The sequence below is a fragment of the Vibrio qinghaiensis genome (assembly GCF_002257545.1).
Taxonomy (GTDB): domain Bacteria; phylum Pseudomonadota; class Gammaproteobacteria; order Enterobacterales; family Vibrionaceae; genus Vibrio; species Vibrio ordalii.
The window spans coordinates 1091246-1116358 of the sequence record NZ_CP022742.1 but is presented as its reverse complement, the minus strand read 5'-3'; the positions used below and the strand labels follow the sequence as shown (position 1 = coordinate 1116358).

The window sequence follows — 25113 nt, the reverse complement described above, 5'->3', positions numbered from 1 at the left end:
TTGTAACTATTCTAAACGAAAACACCATTTTGTCTGAAGTCATCTTTCAATAACTTAATGACAAAATGGCGTTTTAACCGCATCTTTGTGAATTTCGACAGAAAAACCGATTTTTTTTTGAGGCAATTAGCCCTCTTTGTTCGGTCTTAGCTTAATCCACACCGTATCATTACCATTAATCGTCAGCACCCGATTGTAGGTTTCGTAGCCATCTTTAGAGACGGTAACTTGGTGGCGGCCATTGGGTAAAACAATCTCAACAGGTGTACTGCCGTAGTTAATACCGTTGATGGTTACAGCATCGTTGTATTGATCTGATCTTACAGTGACGTTTGCCCACTGTTTGTCATTCTTTTGTGTCCCTTCAGACACGCCGCCTTTCAAACAGTATCGAGTTGACACGTTAAGCAGTTTACACGCAGCCACCGCTTCTGGTTTCGCTTGAAGCTGAGCTTGCATTTGGGTGAAGTATTCGTTGTTACCTTCAAAACCACCGCGAATAATTTGGCTATCTTGTACATGGATGTTAAGTTCCACACCTTTCAGGTTTTGCTTGGCAATCACTGATTCTGTTAGATCATCAAGCAATTTGGCTCGAAACGTTTTTACCGCTTTTTGTTTGGTGAGGTGCTGTCCTTGATTTGAACATTCACCGAGTGTCATTGTTGTTGAACAGGCGGTTTTATAGCTTGTTTCTAGAACACTACTTTCACGCAGTTCGGCTTCGAGACGTTTTACCCGAGCTTCAATGCGCGATTCTTCGAGGTTCGCATACTCATTACTGAGGCGAGCTTGTTTCTGTTTGATTTGAGACAAGCGCATTTCATTTTCAGTCATCGCTTGATTGTTCTCAAGGCTTTCAGCTTGGTTTTGCTTCACTGATGCCCAAGTTTCTTGGTACTTCTTTTGAAAGGAGACCAAATCTGTATCTGGATCATCTAAAAGACGGCTATATTGTTTGTCCAAAGCTGATTTGGCTCGATTGCGTTTGGCATCAAGTTCTTTACTTTCTCGTTTAATACGAGCGTGTTCATTTTTAAGTTGTTGAAGCTTAGCTCCCTCGGCTTCGTATTCTGCAGAAATCGCGTCGATTTCCGTCTGTTTAGTAGTCATTTTTTCATCGATAGCGGTGACAGGATCTACCTGAACAATTTCTTCCGCGTACACCGATGCAGATACCCAAAAAGGGCTTAGCGCAAGCAATAGCGCTGGGATGCGACGTGTGATCATAGGTCCCTGCAACAAATTAACGTTTAACCACAAAAGTGGGAAAGACAAACTTTTGACAGCTTGAATGGATAAGCTGTATTCATAATGCAAAATTTATTCCGAACAATAGAAAAATTTACGGAAATCTATTAGTAGGTGACTGATTTTGTAAATTTTATAATTGTGCATCTTCATTTTGAGCCTAATAGCGAAATATGCAAGTCTCTATTTTCGATCTATTTAGGGGTTTTGGGATTGAACACACATTGACCGTAATTTATGTGCACTTGATCATTGTTCCGTTTTGGAAAAAAGTGTCTCTTTCACTCCTAAACTTAAGTTTAATATACACCTTGATGTGTATCTTTCAAAAAAATACAGCTTTGTTTTCGCTCCTGATAGTTTTGTTATAACATCAGACTCTGATTTCAACCATGATGTGGCGATATGAGTGACTTTTCTTCGGTTAAGCGATTTAACTATCAACAAAATGACAAAGTTTTGTCGCCTAGACCAGCCGAGTTAGTGACTTTACCTTCCTATATGGAGTGCCATGATCATAGTTATACTCAAGTTGTAATTGGGTTGAAAGGCAAAGCTGAGTTTGAAGTACAAGGTCTAGGCAATTTGGTGGGCCCGGGGCAAGGTTGTGTCGTTACCTCTGGAACTGACCATGCATTTGGTGGTGTGGTTGGCCAGTCGGATATCTTAGTGCTTAACCTTCCTATCTCCAGTGGAGATGATCCCTTGCTTCTACAAAAAATGAATGAGTTGTCGAATGCGGATATTTACTTTCAACTGGATGGACAAATCCAAAAGCTGATCCAATTGCTAGTTAAAGAGATGCAATCGAGTCCTGATGATTTATTGTTGAGCCGTGCCTGCAATGACACCGTTATGGCATTACTGCAACGCCATATCTCTGCATTTGAAACGCATCGCAAAGAATCTCGTTTTGATCTTGAATCGATTGATCGTTATATCGAGCAGCACCTTGGACGTAAAATTTCAGTGGCTCAACTCGCTGGCAGTGTTTATTTAGGTGAAAGCCAATTTCATCTGTTATTTAAAGAGCAGATAGGGATCACGCCTCACCAGTATCTATTAGGTAAACGCATTGATATGGCTAAAGACCTGATTGAACAAGGGTGTTTAAGCTTTGGTCAAATTGCGGAATTAACCGGCTTTTCTGGACAAAGTACCTTCACTCATTCATTTACCCGTTTACAAGGTATTTCTCCTTCTCAATACCGAAAATTGTCGCGTCGCTAATTTTCTATCTACTTTTTTTATGTGCACTCTTTATCTCACTTTCTCCTGCTTATCTTTGGTTAAACTTAGGGAGAATGTTTCTATTTTTGCATTTTGAATGGCTTTAATTGATGTGATTGTGTTTTTATTTTGTTAATGGAAGGAGTTTTTGACAAAAACATCAGAGTTTTTGACAAGTATTATTCTCGCGCTCAAAATACACTGCCAGCCAGTGTAGGAAACCCGACCTTTTTCGGGAGTGAGATTGAGGAAAACGCATGTTTACAGCAACAGATGTGTTGAATGCAGAGTTTATCGAGCAACCGCTTGATAAATTATGGTCGCTGATCTCGCCACTTTATATGGTGGACGAATCCCAATGGCTGAAGCAGTTATTACCACTGGCAACAGCTATAGAATCAGAAAAATCGGCGATATTAAATAAAACAACTCAGTTGATCGAAGCGATCCGAGCCGATAAAAAAGCGGTGCAAATGATCGATGCCTTATTACTTGAGTACAGTTTAGATACACAAGAAGGTATTTTGTTGATGTGCTTGGCTGAAGCTCTGATGCGCATTCCAGATGCGGAAACCGCGGATGCTTTTATTAAAGATCGCCTCAGCGTTGCGGATTGGAAATCTCATCTGAAAAATTCTGACTCTGTCTTTGTCAATGCGTCCACGTGGGGGTTGATGTTGACTGGTAAAGTGATTGGCCTTGCTGATGTGGATACGACTAGTCCAACGCAGGCGGTTAATCGTCTAGTGAATAAGCTTTCTGAGCCAGTGATTCGTAATGCGATGCACCAAGCGATGAAGGTGATGGGCCACCAATTTGTGCTAGGCCGAACCATTGAAGAAGCACAAAAAAATGGCCGTCCTATGCGTGATAAAGGGTATACCTATTCATTTGATATGCTCGGTGAAGCAGCGTTAACCACGGCCGATGCCAATAAATATTTCAAAGATTATTTGATGGCGATTGAGGCGGTTGGCCGCGAGAAATATGGCTTATCAACCAGCCCGGCACCGTCCGTATCCATCAAGCTTTCTGCATTGCATCCGCGTTATGAAGTGGCTAATCAAGAGCGCGTGCTGAGCGAGCTTTATAGCACACTGCTACAGCTTTTAGCCCGTGCTATCGAGCTGGATGTGGCGATCACTATTGATGCAGAAGAAGCAGACCGTTTAGAGCTGTCATTAAAGCTATTTGAAAAGATATATCGCAGTGAGCCCGTGAAAGGGTGGGGGAAATTTGGTTTAGTTGTACAAGCTTACTCTAAGCGCGCTTTACCCGTTTTAGTTTGGCTTAATGGGTTGGCGAAACAGCAAGGTGATGTGATCCCACTGCGTTTAGTCAAAGGGGCGTATTGGGATAGCGAAGTGAAGTGGTCTCAGCAAAGTGGCTACAGCAACTATCCGGTATACACACGTAAAGAAGCTACTGATGTAGCCTATTTGGCTTGCGCTCGTTTTCTTTTAAGCGAGGGGGTTCGTGGTCATATTTTCCCTCAATTTGCCAGTCATAATGCACAAACCGTGACCGCGATTGCGGTGATGTCACAACACAAAGATTTTGAGTTCCAGCGTCTGCATGGCATGGGTGATGCTCTTTATCATCATGCAATGAAAGCCTATCAACAATCGGTGCGAATTTATGCTCCAGTAGGTAGTCATAAAGACTTACTGCCTTATTTAGTTCGTAGATTGCTTGAAAATGGTGCGAACAGTTCGTTTGTGCATCGTTTAGTTGATGCTCGTTGTCCTATTGATACGTTAACGCAACATCCCGTCGATATGTTGCTCTCGTTTGATTCTTTACCAAATAACAAAATTCCTTTGCCACCGCACATCTTTGCCGAGCGCGTTAATTCCTATGGTGTCAATATTGATATTGAAAGTGAGGCAACGCCTTTTGAAGCGAAAGTAGAATGTTGGCTTAGTAAACAGTGGCATGCTTCTCCTATCATCAATGGTGTTGCTCTGCTCGAAAGCATGATCAAGGCAGGGGCATCGCCGGAAGTTGTGACTGCGCCGTATGACCGTAGCAAGCATGTTGGACAAGTGGTATTTGCCAACCTTGATCATGTTTCCGAAGCTATCTCAATAGCGGAGCAATCCTTTGCTGCTTGGAAGCAAGAAGAGCACAGCGTTCGTTCGTGCAAACTTGATAAACTTGCTGATTTACTCGAAGAAAACTTGGCTGAACTGGTCGCCATTTGTCATCACGAAGCAGGGAAAACCATTCACGATAGCATTGATGAAATCCGCGAAGCGGTCGATTTTTGTCGCTATTACGCCAAACAAGTTTCCGTGTTAACACCTTTTGAAGTGACGAGTTTTGATAATGAAAAGCGTAAAGTGAGCCGTGAAGGTCGCGGTGTTTTCGTGTGCATTAGCCCATGGAACTTCCCTCTTGCGATTTTTCTTGGGCAAATCACGGCAGCGTTAGTGGCGGGTAATACGGTCGTTGCCAAACCCGCAGAACAAACCAGTTTGATTGCTTCGCGTGCCGTGGAACTGATGTTGGAAGCTGGCTTTCCTGCTGGTGTTATCCAATTGTTACCTGGACGTGGTGCAGAAATTGGTAGTGCGCTGACTTCTCACCCTGCCATTGCCGGTGTCGCGTTCACTGGATCAACGGCGACCGCTCAACGTATCAATCAAGCTCTCGCTCAACGTGACGCCGCGCCAGTGCCGCTGATTGCAGAGACGGGTGGGCAAAATGCGATGATCGTTGATAGTACAGCTTTACCCGAGCAAGTGGTGAGAGATGTGATTCGTTCTGCCTTTGCTTCGGCTGGGCAGCGCTGCTCTGCATTACGAGTGCTATTTGTTCAACAGGATATTGCCGATCGCATCATCAGCTTGATTCATGGTGCGATGAATGAGCTCAAGATTGGTCTTCCTTACCTCCACAGTACCGATGTCGGCCCTGTTATTGATGAAAAAGCCAAACAAAAGTTGCTCTCTCACATTGAACAGATGACCAAGACACAGACCAAAGTTGCGCAATTAGAGCTCGGTTCGGAGTGCCAACACGGTGATTTTGTACCGCCAGCGGCTTTTGAAATCTCAGATATTCACTGCTTAACCGAAGAACAATTTGGGCCGATCTTGCATATCGTGCGCTTTAAAGCGCGTGAGCTGGCCGATGTAGTGCAGCAAATTAATCAAACTGGTTTTGGTTTAACCATGGGGATCCATAGCCGCAATGAAACGACGTATCGTTGGATAGAAAAACACGCCCGAGTAGGTAACTGTTACATCAACCGTGATCAAGTGGGTGCGGTGGTGGGCGTGCAACCATTTGGTGGGCAAGGGCTTTCTGGTACCGGACCAAAGGCAGGTGGCCCGCATTACTTATACCGTTTTACTCAAACTGAATTTTCTCAGTAATAAAAGGCTCAGGAGAATTAGCATGGTTCATCAAGTAACACGTTTTTCTGACGCTTTTTCAGCATGGGAAAATTGGAATATCACCGATTTTGATTCTAAATGTGAGTGCTTACTTTCATTTAAAAATCTACTAGAAAGCGCTATGCCACAACTGGCAACAGTGATTTCTTACCATCTTCATCAGGCATCGGCGTTGTTGGCGTATTCGCACCAATTGATCGGCCCTACTGGAGAAACCAATGAGCTATACACCGCAGGTCGGGGCGTGGCTGTGATCATCCAAGGTGAACACAGTGATAAAGCGCAGCAGGCGGTGGCAGCTCAGCTTTGTGCCGCTCTTGTGGCAGGCAATAGCGTCGTCTTATGTAGTGACGATGCGATGTTGATTCGAACACTGCAAGCGGCATTTGAGCAGTCAACACTCCCTACTAATCTCATTCAGTTTACGTCTTTTGATGCTTATCATCCCTTGATGGCGTCGGACGTTCGAAGTGTAGGTTACGTTGGGAACACCTCGGTTGAGCGTAGCCTCAACCGTCAGCTAGCTGATCGTAATGGTGCGATTGTCAGCCTAGTTTCTGAAACGGACTTGAGCGCGATCCCCGTGGCTCATGATCCTCACTTATCGTTGCGCTTTATTACCGAGCGTACTCGCACAATAAATATAACAGCAGTGGGTGGTAATGCGACCTTGCTTGAGCTTGGTAGCGAAACCCATTAATCCTTTCTGTTTTATCCTCTTCTTCGGAAGAGGACATGGAAGGCGATCTTTTAAAGAGGACAAACACAATGGAAAATAGCTTTGCTATTACAACCACCTTTATCCTGTATCTTATTTTGATGCTGGCTATTGGTGTGGCAGCGTATCTGCGAACGAAGAACTCCGCAGATTATTTCTTAGGAGGGCGATCACTGGGCCCTTGGCCTGCGGCTTTATCGGCGGGTGCATCTGATATGAGCGGTTGGTTATTGCTCGGTTTACCTGGTTACGCGTACGCCGCTGGTATTGAGGCTTTCTGGCTAGCGGGTGGCTTATTATTGGGCACATGGGCTAACTGGTTAGTGAATGCTAAGCGCTTGCGCACTTATAGCATCACGACAGATTCATTAACATTACCTGAATTTTTATCACGCCGTTTTAATGATAAATCTAAACTGATTCAAACCATTTCAGCCTTCTTTATTTTGCTGTTCTTCCTCTTTTATACCAGTTCTGGCCTTGTGGCTGGCGGTAAATTATTTGAAACGGTATTTGGTTTAGATTATTCAACCGCGGTTATTATTGGCACCATTTGTGTGGTCTCCTACACACTGTTTGGTGGATTTTTAGCCGTTTCTTGGACTGACTTAGTGCAAGGCCTATTAATGGCGGCCGCATTGATGATCGTTCCTATCGCAGCAATCAACGGCGGAGTGAGTCAACTGGGTCAGGATCTTTCGGCGATTAACCCTAACTTATTGACGTTATGGTATGACGCAAAAGGTGAACCGTTAACCGCTATTGCCATCATCTCATTAGTAGCATGGGGGCTTGGTTATTTTGGTCAACCGCATATTTTGGCGCGTTTCAAAGCTTCTCGCTCAAATAAAGACCTCACCACAGCACGTCGTATTGCGGTCATTTGGACCGGTTTATCCATGGCGGGAGCCTTATTAGTTGGCTTGGTTGGGCTTGTTTATGTTACCAATACTGGTTCGCTAGAGCTGGCAGATGGTGAAAAAATATTCATGCTACTAGTGAATGCCATTTTCCATCCAGTCATTGCTGGTATTTTGCTTGCGGCTATTCTTGCGGCGATTATGAGTACCGCGGACTCGCAATTATTAGTTTCTTCCTCTGCGTTAGCGGAAGATTTTTACAAGCAAGTTATCAAACAAGAAGCTACCTCGGAGGAGATTGTTCGTGTTGGCCGATTTGCAGTGATTCTAATTTCGATCGTGGCGTTAGTGCTGGCTATGACGCCAGATAGTTCCGTGCTTGGCTTGGTTTCGTATGCATGGGCAGGTTTTGGCGCTGCATTTGGTCCTGCAGTTGTATTGAGCCTTTATTGGTCTCGAATGAACCGTAATGGCGCACTAGCCGGCATTATTGTTGGTGGCGTTACAATTGTGGTTTGGAAACAACTGTCCGGCGGTTGGTTTGATGTGTATGAAATTGTTCCTGGGATCATTCTCTCGACAATTGCGATTCTTGTGGTGAGCTTAGCGACAGATGAACCTGAAGAGAGCGTACAAGCGCAGCACGTGACCTTTAAAAAGCAGCTGGTTGAACTAGATTGATATTCATACCGTTGTTCAATAACTAGCCCCTTTCTGAGGGGCTTTTTTGTATAGGTTAGATTGTGTAGTGTGCTTAGCAGAAAATAAGGAGATTGGGATGGACGTTTTTTGAAGATAGCTCACGAAACACACACTAAAGTTTGAGAAAAATGAACCTGTAGGCGCAAAATGTGTCAATTATCAATAATGATGCAAATTGTAGGGATTATTGGACCATGTCAAAAGCTTATTGCACCTGTTGTCGTAAAGAGACACCGCATAAAGTCGTGATGAAGCGCTGTCAGTCAGAACCTTGTTCAACATGGCAAGGTGTTCAAAAGTTTTTTGCGCTCATTATACAAGGTGAACCTCATTACAAAATGGAAAAGCAAGGTTTTTGCCGAGTATGTAATCACCCATCAACATTAAGCCACACTGACTTCTCACGCGTCCGCGTTCTCTAAATACTTCCAGCACTGCGCTAAGGTTTTTGGCGTAGTGCGCCTCTCGCTCAAAAGATAATTTTGCTTTTATTCGGCTGACTAAGTTTGATTTAGTGCACATTCACCACCGTTCTATTGCACGAGTGTCAAGTATTGGGAACTTAGGCAAAGTAATAATCCATAGTTGTAATATTCTCAAGCCCATTACTTTGGTGAACAAGCTTCAAGGAGCATTGCAATGCAATTGAGTTTAAAGAGAAAAATGGTGTTCTCTGTGGTTGCTGCTATTACATTGACAGCCGCTGCATTGGTTATGGTTGGCTATCAAACCTTTAAAACCGACAGCTGGAGAGCGATTGAGAGTGAAGCGCGTAATACATTACAGGCTCATGCAAAAGGGATTGGTGACTGGTTTAATGGCAAACAAAAAACGCTGCTAGGATTAAAAAACGAAATCGAGCGTAATCCACAATTAGACATTGTTCCTCACCTACGCCAAACCTTGGAGTCTGGTGAGTTTGGGCTGAGTTATTACGGTAATGAACAGGGCGATATGATCCGCAATGACGGATCGCGTAACCAAAATGGTTATGATCCTCGTGAGCGTGGTTGGTATAAAGAAGCCAAAGTCGCGGGTAAACCGATCACAACCGCCCCCTACGTCAGCGTTACCATGCAAACCTTAGTGGTGACATTGGCAGAACCTGTCCGTCAAAATGGCCAACTGATTGGCGTCGCCGCTTCCAATTTAGCTTTGGGTAAATTGATCAAGGACGTCTTAGCCATTGAGGTTCCTGGGAAGGGCAATGCTATTTTGGTGAATACCAAGGGGCTAATTGTTGCCCATCCCAATCAAGATCTTATTTTAAAACCTACCCAAGAAATGGCCTCACAACTGACCATTCAAAGCATATCAGAGGCGGCAAATTCTCAATTACCACTCTTTGTTGATATTGATGGTCAGGCCAAAGTATTGATGGCGCAAAGTATTGAACATACTGACTGGCTGTTGGTCATGGTGATGGACAAAACGGTTCTTGAACAGCCACTCAATGACATGCTGTTGAAACAGAGCTTGATTGGCTTGATGATTTTAGTGATCTTGGCATTAGCGACCTCATGGTTCGTCGCTCGTCAGTTGAATGAGTTGAGTAATATTGCTCAAGCTTTGTCAGATATCGCCGAAGGTGATGGCGATTTAACCCGTCGTTTAGCCGTTCACAGCGATGATGAAGTCGGTATCTTAGCGGATAAGTTCAATAAATTTGTCGATCGCATCCATGTCATGGTGCAAAGCGTGCGTGATGTTTCCGTCTCCCTTAACCAAGGAGCGACACAGGCCGCGAGCTCAGCCAGTCAACGTAGTGAGCGGATTCGCACTCAACAAGATGAAATTACTATGGTTGCAACTGCGGTCACTGAAATGGCGTCTGCGACCGCTGAAATCGCGGGCAATGCTGATAATACCGCTAAAAATGCCAATGAATCGGTTGAGCTTGGCGCACAAGGCTATCGCCAGATGCAACAAAGTAAACAGTCAATCAATCAGTTAGCACAAGAGCTTAGCAGTGCTGTGGGCATCATTGGTGAATTAGAAGTGCACGCTAATGAGATTTCAACCATTCTGTCGACCATTCGCTCGATTGCAGAGCAGACAAATTTGTTGGCCTTGAATGCGGCGATTGAAGCGGCGCGCGCCGGAGAGCAAGGTCGTGGCTTTGCCGTTGTAGCTGATGAAGTCCGAGTGCTTTCTCAGCGTACTCATGCCTCTACCGAGGAGATCCAGTCTAAAATTTCCGGTTTGCAAAAAGTAACGACCAATGCGGTTTCTGTCATGACGGAAAGTCATAAACTGGTCGAAACAAGTGTGCAAGATGTGAACCATACAGGAGAAAGCTTACACGCAATCAGCGAAGCCATTCAGATGATCAGTGATATGGCGACACAAATTGCATCAGCAGCAGAAGAGCAATCTTTGGTGACAGCGGATATTAATGGCAACACCGAATCGGTACGTGAAGTCAGCGACCAACTCGCCAGTGATGCGCAAAATGCAGTGCAACAAGCTCATGAAATGCACCGTTTAGCCAATGAGTTAGATAAAGAAATTTCTCGTTTCAAACTGTAATCATCTCAACGTACTCAAAGTAAAGAGGCGATAAATAGATTACAACCAAGAAAGTGGGTGCTTGCTCACTTTCTTTTCCTTTTTTCTCCTCAGTCTTTTTATTATAACGTTCCCCTATTCTATGTGATTTATATCACAATGCCTTGTGATGATAGGTTGGTTTAACGCTGTAAGCCATTATTGTATGCCATATCACTTTTTTTAGAGCGCCGTGCAAAACCATGAGCCTAGACCGCATCGACCAACAGATTTTACGCATTTTGCACAGTAAAGGACGGCTTCCCGTTGTTGAGCTGGCAAAGTTGGTGAATTTAACCACATCTCCTTGTTCTGATCGTGTCAAACGCTTAGAAAAGGAAGGGTATATCAAAGGCTACCATGCAGAACTGAGCCCAGAAAAGTTAGGTCTGGATGTACAAGTGTTCATTCATATTCGATTGGATCAAACCAGTTTCTCTATTTTTGAGCGTTTTTCACAAGCAGTGGCGGACATCCCAGAAATTGAAGCATGTTATTCATTGTCCGGTGATTTTGACACCATGATCAAAGTGAGAGTGAAAGATATGAAAGCCTACCAAAGTTTTATGTCTGGCAAGTTGGGTACATTGCCGGGAGTGATTCAAACGCGCAGTGAATTTGTGATTGAAGAACATAAAGCCAGCTTTGGCATTAATCCTGAGCTCATTTCCAAGACGCTGCCTTAGCTGCGAATGAGGTGAAATACGGTGCAAGAAACAGAACAGCAACAGCCCTTAACTAAAGACGTTACGACACTTTTTACTAGATTAAAACAACAGACAATAGTAGAGCCATATCCTAGCCTTGAGCAAAGACGTATTTGGTTGCAGTGCTTAAAAACTGCGTTACTCAGTGAACAGGCCGCGCTCGTTGAGGCCTTAAATCGGGATTATGGTTATCGAAGTCGCTTTGATAGTACGGTTTGCGATCTGCTACCGGCCGTTTCACACATTAATTACACGCTAAAACACCTCAAATCGTGGACAAAATCGCAATCGCGTCATGCAGGTTGGCTATTACTGCCGTCGACAGTGAGCGTTCACTATCAACCCTTGGGTCTTGTGGGGGTGATTGTACCTTGGAATTTTCCTATCGTGCTCAGTATGGCTCCATTAGTCACCGCATTGGCAGCAGGTAATCGCGCTATGGTCAAATTGAGCGAATATACGCCCTGCACCAACCAAGTGTTGATGCGTATTTTTGCGACGGTCGATGAAGCGGTTGATACTGTAGAAGGTGGGGCTGACGTTGCCGCACAGTTCAGTGCGTTACCCTTTGATCATCTGTTATTTACGGGGTCAACACCGGTAGGTAAATTGGTTGCCCAAGCGGCTGCGAAAAACCTAACACCAGTAACGTTAGAGCTTGGCGGGAAATCCCCCGTGATCATTGCACCTGATGCTGACCTTGCGCGTAGCGTTGATAACATCATGCTTGGCAAAGCCATCAATGCAGGGCAGATCTGTGTTGCTCCTGATTATGTTTTACTGCCGGAAGGCAAACAACAAGCCTTTGTGGAGCTCTATCTGCAACGCTTTAAGCGCTATTTTTCCACTAAAGATGGCTATGATACGTCACATATTATTAATCAAACTCAGTTTGATAGGCTGCAACAATACTTAGACGATGCTAAACAAAAAGGGGCCACATTGCATCCCGTAGAAGGCGATGCAAAAGCGGGAACGTATCAATTTTTGCCTTGCTTAGTGACGAATGTGAAGGTTGATATGTTGTTATCCCAACATGAGATATTTGGCCCCATATTGCCGATATTGAGCTATCACAGTTTGGATGAAGCGATAGCTTATATCAACGCTCGCCCACGTCCGTTAGCTTTATATTTAATGAGTGATGATCACGAGGTGATCAAACAGGTTAGTACACAAACGCATAGTGGTGGCCTAGCTGTGAACGATACTCTGTTGCATGTGGCCGCCGATGATGCCCCCTTTGGCGGTATTGGCGATTCTGGGGTTGGGCACTATCACGGGATTGAAGGTTTTAAGACCTTTTCACACGCCAAAACCGTATTGTTTTCTAAGCGTTGGTTGCCACGTAGCCAGTGGATGCTGCGTTATCGTTTAGTGATGCTGGCAATATTACGCAGGCTATTTATTCGCTAATCAATGGACCACACATTTTTAATATCAGGCCATCCCCAGTTGGTCAGTGCAACATCTTTGAGCACCCCCTGAAAACGTAATGTTTGCTTATGGTGGAACAAAGGGACGAGGCAGTATTCGTTGATCAAACTCGATGCTAGCGGTTCCAACGCGATAAGGTAGTGTGTCAATGGTGTCGTTGATCGAATGTCGATTAACGCTTTGAGCAGCCATTGGCTCTCTGCGGGGCCAATGCAATGGTGCAACATTGGGTTGCCAAATAAGTGGCTAAATGCACTGAAATGCCGATTGTCATCTAAATTAATATTGGTGATAACTATGGTTTCGTACAATTTGCCTTGCTGGGCCAGAAAATTCAATTCTCGGTAGGAGTAAATGTTGACGGCAGCAGTCAGCCCCATCTCCTCTAAAATATGTTTCACACCGAAGGCGCAATGAATCAGTACCGTGTAGTCATAGACGGCAATCGAGATTTGATTTGGCAGGTTTGTTTTGGGCGCTGGTGGTCGCACCACAGGTTGCCATACTGGCAGTAGGTTACTGGCAACGACTGCGTCAAACTTAGTTGGTTGTTGTGCTAAATAGTGCTCTAGTTTTTCTCCAGATATCTCGGTAGCTAGGTAGCGTTTCTGATTTTCATTAAGAGGTGAATGAGCACCTTGATTGAACAAAATAAACATGCAGCCATCTTCCACTCTTGATGACTGATTAGAGGTGATGATCGCCAGTTCTTCAACGTTACTCAGCTCTACATCGTGGTGGCAAGAGATGTTTTGTTGCTGATTTTTTTGTTTGATATGCATGCCTTGAGGGTACAACTCGTCTTCATTTAAAATCCAAATTGTGACGTGATCCGTTAAAGCTCGGCAGCCATAGAATTGGTCAAATGCGCTTAAAATGAGTTTGTGAGGTGAGTGATCTTGAACTTGAAATGGGCCACAACCTGTCACCATTGGGGAGTATGCATTGTTCACTTGGCTGGCTGGTTGAATTGAATATTTGACGCCAGAGAGCAACCCTGCAAATCCTAAATCAGATTGATTAAGAGAAAATACTACTTTTTGTGGTTGTGGTGCGCTTACATCAACCAAATGCGCGAGCTCTTTTTTGTACTCTTCCAAACTAGAGAGTTTGGCAAATAAACTCACGATCGTATTAGCATCAATCGGTGAGCCATCGTGAAACGCTAATCCGGGGCGAAGATAAAATACCCACTGAAAATGCTGCGCATCATACTCCCAATGATGGGCTAATTCTGGATGAAAGCGTCCTTGTTCATCACACTGAATGAGGCAGCAATAGATTTGCCTGAGCAGAAATCGCTCACTACTACGTTGTATTTGATGGGGCACTAGCCGTTCAAATGGTCGTTTATACGTCAGTTGAATGTGTAAGCGACCTTCGCGAATAGATGCGCCGGAAGTACTTTGCAACAAACGCCCAAACACTACCTCATCATTATCCAGTATGGTTAAGGCTTTTTCATATTTCCCAGCCAAAATTTGCTCTTTCGCGAGCATTTGTTTGATTGTGTCTAAATCGAGGTTCAGGCGCAGTATCGAGCGTTGGTTACGTCCGACTTTGGGTTGCCACTTGAGCCAACCTTGTTGCTGCATTTTAGCCACCAGATTTCGTGCATGACGCGGTGAGGTGAATAAATATTCTGCAACCTGTGTTAACGATACTTTAATCTCTTGACCCACACCAAGCACGGTCAGGCGTGTGTAATAACGTAATAAAGTAAGATCAGACACTCGCAAATCCTCTGGATTAAAGGGAAGAGATAGGCAGTTCAGTTCTTCGCACGACCTTGCGCTTTGCCCTCCTTGATGGTCAAGTTGTTTGGGTATAGTAGCGAATTTATGAAGAACTAAATAAGAAATATTAATGATCATTTGTTCCTCATTTATTGATTTTTAGTTTTTAAATATCGTTTTAAGGCTAATTTCGATGATATGAGGAATTAAAAAATAAAAAATTCTCAGTTTTTGTATTCCTTGTTTTGATTCACAATCAACGCATCGATAGCTGAGGAGGTGAATGATGAACGACCCCATAACGGCTGACACCAAACAGCCAACACCGCTGGCGATCTATTACCGCCAGCGTTTAGAAAAATCACGTAACCCTATAGAGGTGATGGCGATTTTAGCTCTGATTCATTTATGCCACTGGTGACCATCAATAAAGGCATCTTGCATACCCTAAACTTTTGAGTTAGCTATGCTCCTGTTACCCCCAATTGCATAATTGCAGGATGCCTTTCCTTTTCGATGCACATCACTTTTTCTTCGTCCTACTTTTCATCTTTATCGTAAACGACTACCATGACATCGCTTTTTTAAAGCCAATTTATATTTTAAATTCTCAGGGCGGGGTGAAATTCCCCACCGGCGGTGTGTTTGTTTTTTCAGTTGAGAAGGCAGATGAGCCCGCGAGCGCTCGATGTATCGAGGTCAGCAGATCTGGTGAAAAACCAGAGCCGACGGTTATAGTCCGGATGAGAGAGAATGAAGAGACGCCAGTTAGTTCGCTAGCTGGTGCAATTTGTTTTGGATTTGATCCCTCATAGCAGCCCTGATTCTGGTGATTTTTTAGGAGTAAAACCATGAATCAGCTATCTCTACTTGCCAAATTTGGCGACCCTATTACTCGTGTTGAAAACGCACTGTCTGCGCTTAAAGAAGGGCGAGGCGTGTTGTTGCTTGATGATGAAGATCGTGAAAATGAAGGCGATATCATTTATGCGGTTGAGTCACTGACCACACAACAAATGGCACTGATGATCCGTGAATGCAGTGGCATCGTCTGCCTATGTTTGACCGATGAACAGGCTAATCAACTGCAACTGCCCCCGATGGTAATGCATAACAATAGCGCAAACCAAACCGCTTTTACGGTTTCGATTGAAGCAAAAACAGGTGTAACCACAGGCGTTTCAGCGCAAGACCGTGTCACCACAATAAAAACCGCGGCTCGCTTTGATGCTAAAGCCGATGATCTTGCACGCCCCGGCCATGTCTTCCCACTTCGCGCTCGAGCAGGGGGCGTTTTGGCTCGTCGTGGGCATACAGAAGGGACGGTTGACCTTATGCAAATGGCGGGTTTAATGCCTGCGGGCGTATTGTGTGAACTCACCAATCCTGACGGTTCCATGGCCAAAACACCTGAGATCGTTGCATTCGGGCAAAAACACAATATGCCCGTATTAACGATTGAAGATATGGTGTTGTATCGAACAAGATTTGATTTGAAATTAGCCTAACTGCGATGGCCCAGAGAGGTAAAGCTTCTTTGGGTCAGTCGCCATCTTCTCTATTATTCGACATCTAATAAAATCGATAGGTAGCTGATCGCTCTTCTGCTACAGTGGCGTGCTATTTCTTCACAGTCTGTCATCTTGATGGCACTGGAAATCTAACCCTAGGATCTATTTTGACCAATAACGATATTTTACGCCGTATTCGCTACACTTTTGATTTTAAAGACTCAGCTATGGTTGAGATTTTTGCGGCGGCGGACGGCTGCGTTACTCAAGAACAAGTGACTACTTGGCTAAATAAAGAGACGGAATCTGTATTGAGTGATGCGGATCTAGCGATATTTCTCAATGGCTTAATCAATACAAAGCGTGGTAAACGCGATGGTGAACAACCTCAGTCTGAAACACGCTTAACCAATAACATGATTTTCATGAAATTGCGTATTGCGCTGGATATGAAAGCAGAAGACATTTTAGACACATTAGCCTTCATCGATTTTCGTTTAAGTAAGCATGAGCTTAATGCGTTTTTCCGCAAGCCTGACAATAAACACTACCGTGAATGTAAAGATCAGATCCTGCGTAACTTTTTAATGGGTGTTCAGCGTCAACTGCGTCCAGAAGATAAACGCGAATATCAAGAAAAAATCGATTAAACCAAAGAAATCTCCTGTAAGTCATTAGGGATCTCTTTATTGAAAAAAGCCATGTTGACATGGCTTTTTTACTTTTTTACTTAGTGATCAACGATCTTCATTCTGACGCTTACGAGTATCAGTTTTACCTCTTCTTGCTAAACTTTAAAGCGGTCCACCAACTCATAGAGTTCGTTGGCTCGGCTATTCAGCTGTTGGCTACCTGCTTGGTTCTGATTAGCCAGTTCAGCCGATTGACTACTTTGATCGGAGATCACCACAATACGCTCTGATATCTCTTGCCCAACAATACTTTGCTCTTCTGTTGCAGTTGCGATCAGTGCGTTCATATCCATAATTGTGGCAATAGAGTCTTGAATTTTTTGTAATGCTGTCGATGCGGCATTGGCTTTTTCTACGGTGCTTAAGCTACGGCTTTGGCTTGAATCCATCGCTTTAACTGCGGCATCAGAGGCATTTTTCAGTTGCCCGATCATGGCATGAATTTGCCCTGTACTGTCTTGGGTACGGCTGGCTAATTTTCGGACTTCATCCGCTACCACGGCAAATCCTCGTCCTTGCTCGCCCGCGCGAGCCGCTTCAATAGCTGCGTTTAACGCCAGTAGATTGGTTTGTTCCGCAATATCTTGGATAACCGCAAGTAGAGACGAAATGTTTTTCACATCGCCTTCCAGTTTTGAAATCACAAGGCTCGCTTCAGCGACCTCTTTGGCGAGATCCTGTACCGATTTTGCTGCCGAATCAACAATCTCATGGGCATCCTTGGCATTGTCGTCGGCGTCTTTTGCCGATTGAGCGGCATGATGGGCATTGTTCGAGATCTCTGTTGCAGTCGTGGTCATTTCTGTCATCGCTGTCGCTACTTGATCGGTCTCTTCACGTTGCCCTGATGCAATGGCGTCAACTTGTTGTGCTCGTTGTGTCATGTCATTGGTTTCATCCACAACCTGTTGCCCAACTTGGTGCACGCGCGCAATGATACTTTGTAAGCTGGAGACAAAGGCATTGAAGTTGTCACTTAACTGGGCAAATTCAGGGGCATTGAATTTCTCCATTCTTGCGGTTAAATCGGCGTCACCACTGGCAAATGAGCGAATCGATAAATCAAATAGTTCAAGAGGGCGCATAATACTGCGGTTTAAAATGATGGCGAAAAACCCGACGATAAGAATGATGATCAGGCTCATCAAACCGATATTAACCAAACTACTCTGCATATTTTCAGCAGCAAGCTCCTCCATATTGGCAATGACGGCATCAATATCATCGGTGTAAAAGCCAGTACCTATCATTAAATCCCATTGTGGCAAGTAGGCGGAATAGGCCAATTTAGGTAGTGGCGTGCTTTCTCCCGGTTTGGGGAAATAGTAGGTAGTGAACTTATCTGCTTTGGCATTTTTGATTAAATCTTGGATTAAATAGTTGCCCTGTGTGTCTTGCATATTCCAAAAGTTATCGCCTAAACCAGCATTGCTTTGGCCCAGTAGTAGTCGATCACCTTTGCTATTGTAGCCAAAGATATAGCCACTATTTTCAAACGCGATGTCGCGCAGTATGGTGATGGCTTCACTGAGGGGGGCGTTCTTTTGTTTGAGTGATTTGAGCGCTGTATCGGCAATTTGCAGATATGAACGCAGCTCATTTTGTTTCATCTCCATCATGCTAGCGCGGGTGGCGGTCATTTGTTCGTGATTCAGTTTTTGTGTTTCTGAAAAACTGAGATACATCATACTTAACGAAATAATCAGTAGCGGAACAATGGATAGCACGTAGAGTCTTTGGCGAATAGTCAGGCTCATGGTTATTTCCTGTTGTTATGTTATCGGCCTTGGTACTTTAACTGACGATTGATATGTTTGTTGTTATAAACACTGTTATAAACACTGTTATAAACACTGTTATAAACACAGCTTAGCTAAGTTTGCGGCACCGCGTCTTACAAAGAGCATATTTTCATATGAAAAATGGGTGTTATGTCAAATTGGAATGCTAAGTAGAGTTGTTATGCCCTCTATGACTTGCCAGTGGCTTTCATTTCACCGGTTTAAGCTTAATTTCTATATTAGAGTATAGATAGGCTGTGATATACTCCGCGCCCACTTTACTTTCAAAGAGCCAGTGACCATGAGCCTGAAAAATGAAATTCAACAACTCAACAACCGTTTAGATACGTGTCGTCATAAGCTCGATGCGGCTAAAGGTCGTGGCGATCAAGTAATGATCAGCAAATTTACCGATGAAGTAGAGCAACTGACGAAAAAGCTCGCCCAAGCAAAACACAAGCAAAATTATACGGTGAGCAAAGAGCGTAAGAGTTTGCTCGATATGCCATTTTCTCGTGAACTTACCAAAGCAGAGCAAGCGGATTTAGGTCAATTGAAAAAGTCAGTTAAAGGTTTAATCGTGGTACACCCGATGACAACAATGGGCAAAGAGCTGCGTTTAGAAGTGATGACTGGTTTCGCCCCAAAAACCTTCTAACCGTCATTTTTTACGACAGAAAAGAGCCAGATTATCTGGCTCTTTTTGATCATACCTGCGACTCAATAGCCCATAAGTTGCAATAAATTCTCGGCGGTGTGGATTGCCTCTTTGCGGTTAGCAATATTCAGTTTTTGGTACAGGTTGCGGATGTGCGTTTTGATAGTGGTTCCTGCGACATCCAGCTCTTGTGCAATTTGTTCATTGCTAAACCCAGAGTAGATAAGCCCCAATACTTGCCATTCACGTTGAGTGAGTGGGCTGGTGCGAACCAGTTCGGGAATATTTGGGTGATTCACCAACTTCTCAACAAAATCCTCGTCAAAATGGATTGATCGGCTGCGCTGAGTGGTCGAGATCTCCTTCATTAACTGTTGTGCTCGGTGGCGTTCCAAATCGCCTAATTCAGCTCGGCTAGAGAGCTTTTCTAATAAGTGGCCAATCTTCGAGCCGTCGATTAAAAAGTTACCTACCATGCCCGTTTGATTGGTTAACTGTAGCGCTTCCTTGAGTTTTTCTTTCGCTACTTCTTCGTTATGGACTGTAGTGGCTAGAACGGCTTCGAGGATCAAATTACGGTTTAGGTCTGTAATCAACTGATAAGTTTGCGCTTCGTGCTGCATAAACGTCAAAGTTTGAGTCGCATCTTCCAAATGACCTAAGTGAATCTGAACTCGAGCAATATTGCGCCATTGAAGCTGTGAAAAGTGATTGCACGCTTTTTCTGGTCGAATGGTGGTCTTGAGCCACTGCAACATTGCTTCATCATTGCCACGAGCTTGCCAAAATAGAATCAGTGAGAGCGAAGCATTCGCTGTCCAGTCTACGTGATAAGTCGATTGTTTCAGTAAGTGCTGTATTTGTTCGATGAACTTACCCGCTTTATCGAGTTCACCACGGCCAATAGCAATACGCGCCAGCATAGAATAACTGTGCAGATGTTTGCTGGGAGAGTGGTTGCCCAATACGCGCAGTCCTTTATAAGCGCACTCTTCCGCTTCATCCAAGCGGTTCCAGCACCACAGGATTTGGGCACGTATCCGTAGTAAGAATTCATGCAATGGCACTTGCTGTAATTGCTGCTCTTCAATTAATTTGAAGGCAATATCCTGCACTTCAAAAGCGGCTTGCACATAACCTTGGGCAATCAAGATCTCGCTTTGCTGTAGTAATGCCCATAGCGCTTGGTGGTAAACCTGATACTGGCGTGCCAGCTTTTCGGTTTGTTGCATCATCGAGAGGGCGCGGCTTAATTGACCGAGCACGTGATTCACTTCGCCGACCACTGAAGTGGCGACAATACGACTGCGGTAAACGGTGTGATCCAGTTGGCTTAGCGCTAATTCCGCCAGCTCTAAGGCTTTTTCTGGCTCATTTTGGTTGATCGCGACTTGAGCACGCAGGGCATTGAATTCGCCTTGTTCTTTGGTGCTGAGCTGAACATTGAGCGCTTTCATCTCGTTGGTCGATTTAGTCAGCAGATCCCCAACGTCAAAGTAGCGGTGCTGACTTTGAGCCAGCCAAGCTTGTAACATACACAGTTTAGGCTCGCGATAGAGCTGAGTGGGGGAGAGTTGGTTAATGGCCTCTTCGAGAGCCAAAAGCTCGCCTTGGTTGAACATCTTCCAGCCAAATTGCGTCAAGATAGTAGCGAGTAAGTCAGTATCGTTGGCGAGCGTGGCGTGACGCAACGCTTGATGAGGAGTAGCTTCTTGCAACCAAGCGTACGCGGCGGCACGATGCAGATCTTGCTCCTGCTGCGGGATGCGAGCCAAGCGTTCATGAGAGAGGAATTCCGCAAATAAGTTGTGGAACCGGTACCAGTTGTGCTCACCTTCCAATGGATAAATGAATAAACCATAGCGGTTGAGCGACTCAATCATGCTCAGCGCGTCGTCACGTTTGGTGAGTGCAGAGACTAACACGTCATTAAAGTGATCGAGCACTGAGCATTGCATCAAAAATTGGCGCGTTTCTTTATCCAGCAGATCAAACACTTCCTCAACTAAATAATCCCATAAATGTGCATGATTAAATTGCGATACTGACTCCGCTGTTTGCGCCAACGTGCGCTTTTGGTGCTGTGCTTGTAAGGCAATCAATTGCAGTGCGGAGGGCCAGCCTTCGACATAGGTGCACAAGTTGTTGGCAGTATCATCATCCACGCCATCAGAGACCCGTTGATTAAAGAAGCGTGTTGTTTCTTCGGTATCAAAGGCGAGTAGCTCGTTACCAATTTCGATCATCAAATCGCGTACGCGCAAGTTGGCCGTGCCTAATGGTGGAGTGGCACGGCTAGTGACGACCAGCGTTAGGTTGTCTGGCATGTGTTTGAGGAAAAAGCGCATCGCTTCATGGATATCGTCATCGGCGATCAAATGGTAATCATCGAGAACCACATAGCACTCTTTGTTAAAGCCAGACATTTCCGAAAACACTTCACTAAATAGTGAATGTAGAGAAGAGAACTGGCGTCGCTCGGCCAGTTTTTGGGCATTTGGACAACTTTGCTGAGTCGCTTTATTAATCGCTTGCAGTAAGTAGTTGATAAATCGGAACGTATCATTATCGCTTTCATCGATGCTATACCAACCCACATTGGTCTTGTCTGATAACCATTGCGCTGCCATGGTGGTTTTTCCATAACCAGCAGGCGAGCGAAATAGCACGAGTTTGTAGCAAGGTGCTTGGGCAAGCAGCTCTAACACACGTGGGCGAACGATGGCGTTGTGTAGGCGGCCGGGGCGAGTAAGCTTAGAAGGTATCCACATCTTCCAGATTCCATTTATTGTTCTTGTTACTGACTTAAAAGCTGATCGTAGCTTTGGAGGTGCTTAGTAAGAAGAGCATCATTATTTAGGAGTTCACAAGTGAACTATCACTCATTTTGTATGGATGTTACTTGATGTCGTGACGCACGTTTATTGATCCATCCCGAGATTCTTGCAGGATTCACATTTACTTATCATCTACGCCCCATAATTGTGATTTTAATCACTAAAACTTCTTTGTTATGCGCTATATAAAAACTGAGCATGTACAAAATCTCATGTGATTTGTAAATGAAGCTCATTTTTTTGAGAGCCAATTCTCATATTGAGAGATTGATATTCCTGATCGAAACCTGAGCGTCATGAGCAGTATTTAGGCTAGTGAGCAAGGTGATGTGATCACAATCACTGCTTATGAACCGCTATGTGCAACGAATGAGAGATAGATCACTGCGACTCTGGTGCTCGCTCTCTACGCCCTGAGCCCTCCTCCTAAACGAGGTCATTTTTAGGAGGATGCCGACCTTGCGTAGCTGATGCACGATATGCTGAAGATGAATTAAAACGACTAAGTGAGATTTCGCTAATGAAACCTACGCAACAGAAGAAGTTTGATAAAGCCTCGTTCCAAGAAAACGTAAAGAAACACCTGACTGCTACCTATGCAACCACCATTGAAAATGCAGATAGCCGTTCATGGTATCTCGCAATGGGGCGCGCACTGGCTGAACTAACGACGTTTGATCTACTCGAAACTGAGCAAGACCAGCGCATTGTTAACGCTAAGGGTCTGAACTACTTATCACTTGAGTTCTTGATTGGCCGCTTAACTGGCAACAACCTCATCAGCATGGGTCTGTATGAGCAAATCACGGAAGCGATGGCTGGTTTAGGCCAGAATCTAACGGATTTATTAGAAGAAGAACGCGACCCATCCTTAGGCAATGGTGGTTTAGGACGACTTGCGGCATGTTTCATGGATTCGTGCGCTGCGCAAGAGTACCCAACCGTAGGTTATGGTTTACATTATGAATATGGTTTATTTAAGCAATCTTTTAATGAAGGCCACCAACAAGAAGCTCCTGATGCGTGGCGTTGTGTTGAAGGCTACCCGTGGGAAGTGGCACGACCACACCTAGCACAAGAGATTGGTTTTTACGGCCATGTTGATGTTATCAATGATAATGGTGTTGAAAAGCGTCATTGGGTTCCGGGTATGTTTGTCCAAGCAATGCCTTGGGATTTACCCATTGTTGGTTATGAAAGCGATACGGTGTATCCATTGCGTCTATGGGAGTGCCGCGCGATTGCACCTTTCTCACTGGCGGATTTCAACAACGGTAACTACTTTGAAGCGCAGCATGCTTTGATTGATGCGGGCAACATTACCAAAGTGCTTTATCCAAATGATAACCACGAAAAAGGCAAGACGCTGCGTTTGATGCAGCAATATTTCCACAGTGCGGCGTCAATGCGAGACATTTTACGTCGTCATGCGGCGGCGGGTCATGCCATTGCGGATCTTCCTAAATATCAAACCGTTCAGCTAAACGATACTCACCCAACGATTTCCATTCCTGAATTGATGCGTATCTTAATTGATGAGAAAGGCATGGGCTGGGATGAGGCATGGGCGATCAGCTCAAAAACGTTCGCTTATACCAACCATACGTTACTGCCTGAAGCACTCGAAACGTGGAGCGAGTCGTTGATCCAGCGTCTGCTTCCTCGCCATATGGAAATCATTTACGAAATCAACCACCGCTTCTTGCAAGAAGTACGTGCTAAGTGGCCGGGTGATGTGTCGAAACAGCAAAAACTCTCCATCATCCAAGATGGTTTCCACCGCGTAGTGCGCATGGCAAACCTTTCTGTGGTTGGCTCTTACGCTGTTAATGGTGTGGCGGCGCTGCACTCGGAGTTGGTAAAACGCGATCTTTTCCCAGAATTCCACGAGCTTTACCCAACACGTTTGCACAACGTAACAAACGGCATTACGCCGCGTCGCTGGCTGAAATTTTGTAACCCAGGTTTGTCTGCGCTTATTTCGGACAAGATTGGTACTGAGTGGCCAGCGCACCTTGATCAGCTAGAAGAGATTGCTCAATACGCGGACGATGCGAAATTCCAAAAAGAGTTTATGGCGGTCAAGAAACACAACAAGCAGCGTTTGGCTGATTGGGTCGCAGAGCACATGGGTATTGAGCTTGATACCAATGCCATCTTTGATGTGCAGATCAAACGCTTGCATGAATACAAACGTCAGCATTTGAATATGTTACATATTCTTTCTTTGTATCATCGCTTAGTGAATGACCCAACGTTCGATATGACGCCGCGCGTGGTGTTCTTCGCGGCTAAAGCGGCACCGGGTTACCACCTAGCTAAAGAGATCATCTACGCCATCAATAAAATTGCGGAAAAAGTAAATAGCGATCCGCGCATTGGCAACAAGCTAAAAGTGGTTTTCATTCCTGATTACCGTGTGAGCATAGCTGAAATCATCATTCCTGCTGCCGATGTATCCGAGCAAATTTCTACCGCAGGTAAAGAAGCATCTGGTACCGGTAATATGAAAATGGCGCTAAATGGTGCTTTAACCATAGGTACGATGGATGGTGCAAACGTGGAAATTCGTGAGGAAGTGGGTGATGACAACATCTACATCTTCGGTTTGGAAGTGGACGGAGTCGAAGCATTAAAAGCCAGTGGTTATAACCCATATGATTACTACAATGCGGATCCGCTGCTTAAGGCTTCGCTGGATTTGTTGGTGGGTGAAGAGTTTACCCCAGGCGCTCCGGGCAAATTGAAAGCCACGTTCGATAGCTTGCTTGATGGTGGTGATCCATACCTAGTGCTGGCTGATTTCGCCTCGTATGTACAAGCGCATCAGGCGATGGACAAGCAGTACCGTGACCAGGCTGGCTGGGCGAAGAAAGCGATTCTTAACACCGCGTTGGTGGGTAAGTTCAGCTCTGACCGCAGTATCCGTGACTACGTTGACAATATCTGGAAATTAGAAACCGTTAAGCGTTAATTTTCAAGTAAGCCAAGGCCTTAGTGCCTTGGCTCTATGTGACTCATTATAATAAAACCCTACCCATTTGA

The 25113-nt window shown here is 44.7% G+C and carries 17 protein-coding genes and 1 riboswitch; of the genes, 13 read left to right on the top strand and 4 right to left on the bottom strand.

Annotated elements, in window-relative coordinates; translation table 11 throughout:
* Positions 1-126: 126 nt before the first annotated feature.
* Positions 127-1230: a PEGA domain-containing protein gene (locus tag CCZ37_RS18700; RefSeq protein WP_167372457.1), complete on the bottom strand. Its 1104-nt coding sequence runs from the start codon at positions 1228-1230 to the stop codon at positions 127-129.
* A 426-nt stretch (positions 1231-1656) separates the two neighbouring features.
* Between CCZ37_RS18700 and CCZ37_RS18695 the strand changes: the two genes are divergently transcribed.
* The 8 genes from CCZ37_RS18695 (at position 1657) to CCZ37_RS18660 (ending at position 12832) form a co-directional block, all read left to right on the top strand.
* The gene (locus CCZ37_RS18695; RefSeq protein WP_010317297.1) at positions 1657-2481 is read left to right on the top strand and encodes an AraC family transcriptional regulator; all 825 of its coding nucleotides are present in this window, start codon (positions 1657-1659) and stop codon (positions 2479-2481) included.
* Positions 2482-2738: 257 nt separating this feature from the next.
* Positions 2739-5861, top strand: coding sequence for a bifunctional proline dehydrogenase/L-glutamate gamma-semialdehyde dehydrogenase PutA (putA, locus tag CCZ37_RS18690; RefSeq protein WP_094502068.1), 3123 nt, complete (start codon positions 2739-2741; stop codon positions 5859-5861).
* A 22-nt stretch (positions 5862-5883) separates the two neighbouring features.
* A complete protein-coding gene (locus CCZ37_RS18685) occupies positions 5884-6582 on the top strand; it encodes a 1-pyrroline-5-carboxylate dehydrogenase (RefSeq protein WP_010317300.1) in 699 nt (232 codons plus the stop codon).
* 68 nt (positions 6583-6650) lie between these two features.
* Entirely contained in the window at positions 6651-8141 is a 1491-nt protein-coding gene (gene putP / locus CCZ37_RS18680) for a sodium/proline symporter PutP (protein WP_010317301.1), read from the top strand.
* A 215-nt stretch (positions 8142-8356) separates the two neighbouring features.
* Positions 8357-8584: a hypothetical protein gene (locus tag CCZ37_RS18675; protein WP_013868195.1), complete on the top strand. Its 228-nt coding sequence runs from the start codon at positions 8357-8359 to the stop codon at positions 8582-8584.
* Positions 8585-8801: 217 nt separating this feature from the next.
* Positions 8802-10691 carry a methyl-accepting chemotaxis protein gene (locus CCZ37_RS18670; protein ID WP_094502066.1) on the top strand — a complete coding sequence of 630 codons (1890 nt, stop codon included), beginning with the start codon at positions 8802-8804 and terminating at the stop codon, positions 10689-10691.
* Positions 10692-10912: 221 nt separating this feature from the next.
* On the top strand, positions 10913-11395 hold the full coding sequence (locus tag CCZ37_RS18665; RefSeq protein ID WP_094502064.1) for an Lrp/AsnC family transcriptional regulator: 483 nt from the start codon (positions 10913-10915) through the stop codon (positions 11393-11395).
* 21 nt (positions 11396-11416) lie between these two features.
* Positions 11417-12832, top strand: a complete 1416-nt coding sequence (locus CCZ37_RS18660) for a coniferyl aldehyde dehydrogenase (protein ID WP_094502062.1) — start codon at positions 11417-11419, stop codon at positions 12830-12832.
* On the opposite strand, the gene CCZ37_RS18655 is transcribed toward CCZ37_RS18660, so the two are convergent.
* Positions 12829-14727 carry an SgrR family transcriptional regulator gene (locus CCZ37_RS18655; protein WP_094502060.1) on the bottom strand — a complete coding sequence of 633 codons (1899 nt, stop codon included), beginning with the start codon at positions 14725-14727 and terminating at the stop codon, positions 12829-12831. The genes CCZ37_RS18660 and CCZ37_RS18655 overlap by 4 nt on opposite strands.
* A gap of 145 nt (positions 14728-14872) precedes the next feature.
* Here CCZ37_RS18655 and CCZ37_RS18990 point away from each other — a divergent pair, with 145 nt between their 5' ends.
* The 3 genes from CCZ37_RS18990 (at position 14873) to CCZ37_RS18645 (ending at position 16750) form a co-directional block, all read left to right on the top strand.
* Positions 14873-15010, top strand: coding sequence for a hypothetical protein (locus tag CCZ37_RS18990; protein WP_155815363.1), 138 nt, complete (start codon positions 14873-14875; stop codon positions 15008-15010).
* A 181-nt stretch (positions 15011-15191) separates the two neighbouring features.
* Positions 15192-15348, top strand: a riboswitch (FMN riboswitch).
* A 92-nt stretch (positions 15349-15440) separates the two neighbouring features.
* Positions 15441-16097: a 3,4-dihydroxy-2-butanone-4-phosphate synthase gene (gene ribB, locus CCZ37_RS18650; protein WP_094502058.1), complete on the top strand. Its 657-nt coding sequence runs from the start codon at positions 15441-15443 to the stop codon at positions 16095-16097.
* A 170-nt stretch (positions 16098-16267) separates the two neighbouring features.
* Complete coding sequence (locus CCZ37_RS18645) at positions 16268-16750, top strand: YehS family protein (RefSeq protein WP_010319778.1); 483 nt, start codon at positions 16268-16270, stop codon at positions 16748-16750.
* A gap of 137 nt (positions 16751-16887) precedes the next feature.
* Here the strand turns inward: CCZ37_RS18645 and CCZ37_RS18640 are convergent, their stop codons facing one another.
* On the bottom strand, positions 16888-18549 hold the full coding sequence (locus tag CCZ37_RS18640) for a methyl-accepting chemotaxis protein (protein WP_094502056.1): 1662 nt from the start codon (positions 18547-18549) through the stop codon (positions 16888-16890).
* 325 nt (positions 18550-18874) lie between these two features.
* Between CCZ37_RS18640 and CCZ37_RS18635 the strand changes: the two genes are divergently transcribed.
* A complete protein-coding gene (locus CCZ37_RS18635; protein WP_026027197.1) occupies positions 18875-19231 on the top strand; it encodes a YibL family ribosome-associated protein in 357 nt (118 codons plus the stop codon).
* 62 nt (positions 19232-19293) lie between these two features.
* On the opposite strand, the gene malT is transcribed toward CCZ37_RS18635, so the two are convergent.
* Positions 19294-22002: an HTH-type transcriptional regulator MalT gene (gene malT, locus CCZ37_RS18630; RefSeq protein ID WP_010319014.1), complete on the bottom strand. Its 2709-nt coding sequence runs from the start codon at positions 22000-22002 to the stop codon at positions 19294-19296.
* A 586-nt stretch (positions 22003-22588) separates the two neighbouring features.
* Here malT and CCZ37_RS18625 point away from each other — a divergent pair.
* Entirely contained in the window at positions 22589-25042 is a 2454-nt protein-coding gene (locus CCZ37_RS18625) for a glycogen/starch/alpha-glucan phosphorylase (protein ID WP_094502054.1), read from the top strand.
* Positions 25043-25113: the final 71 nt, after the last annotated feature.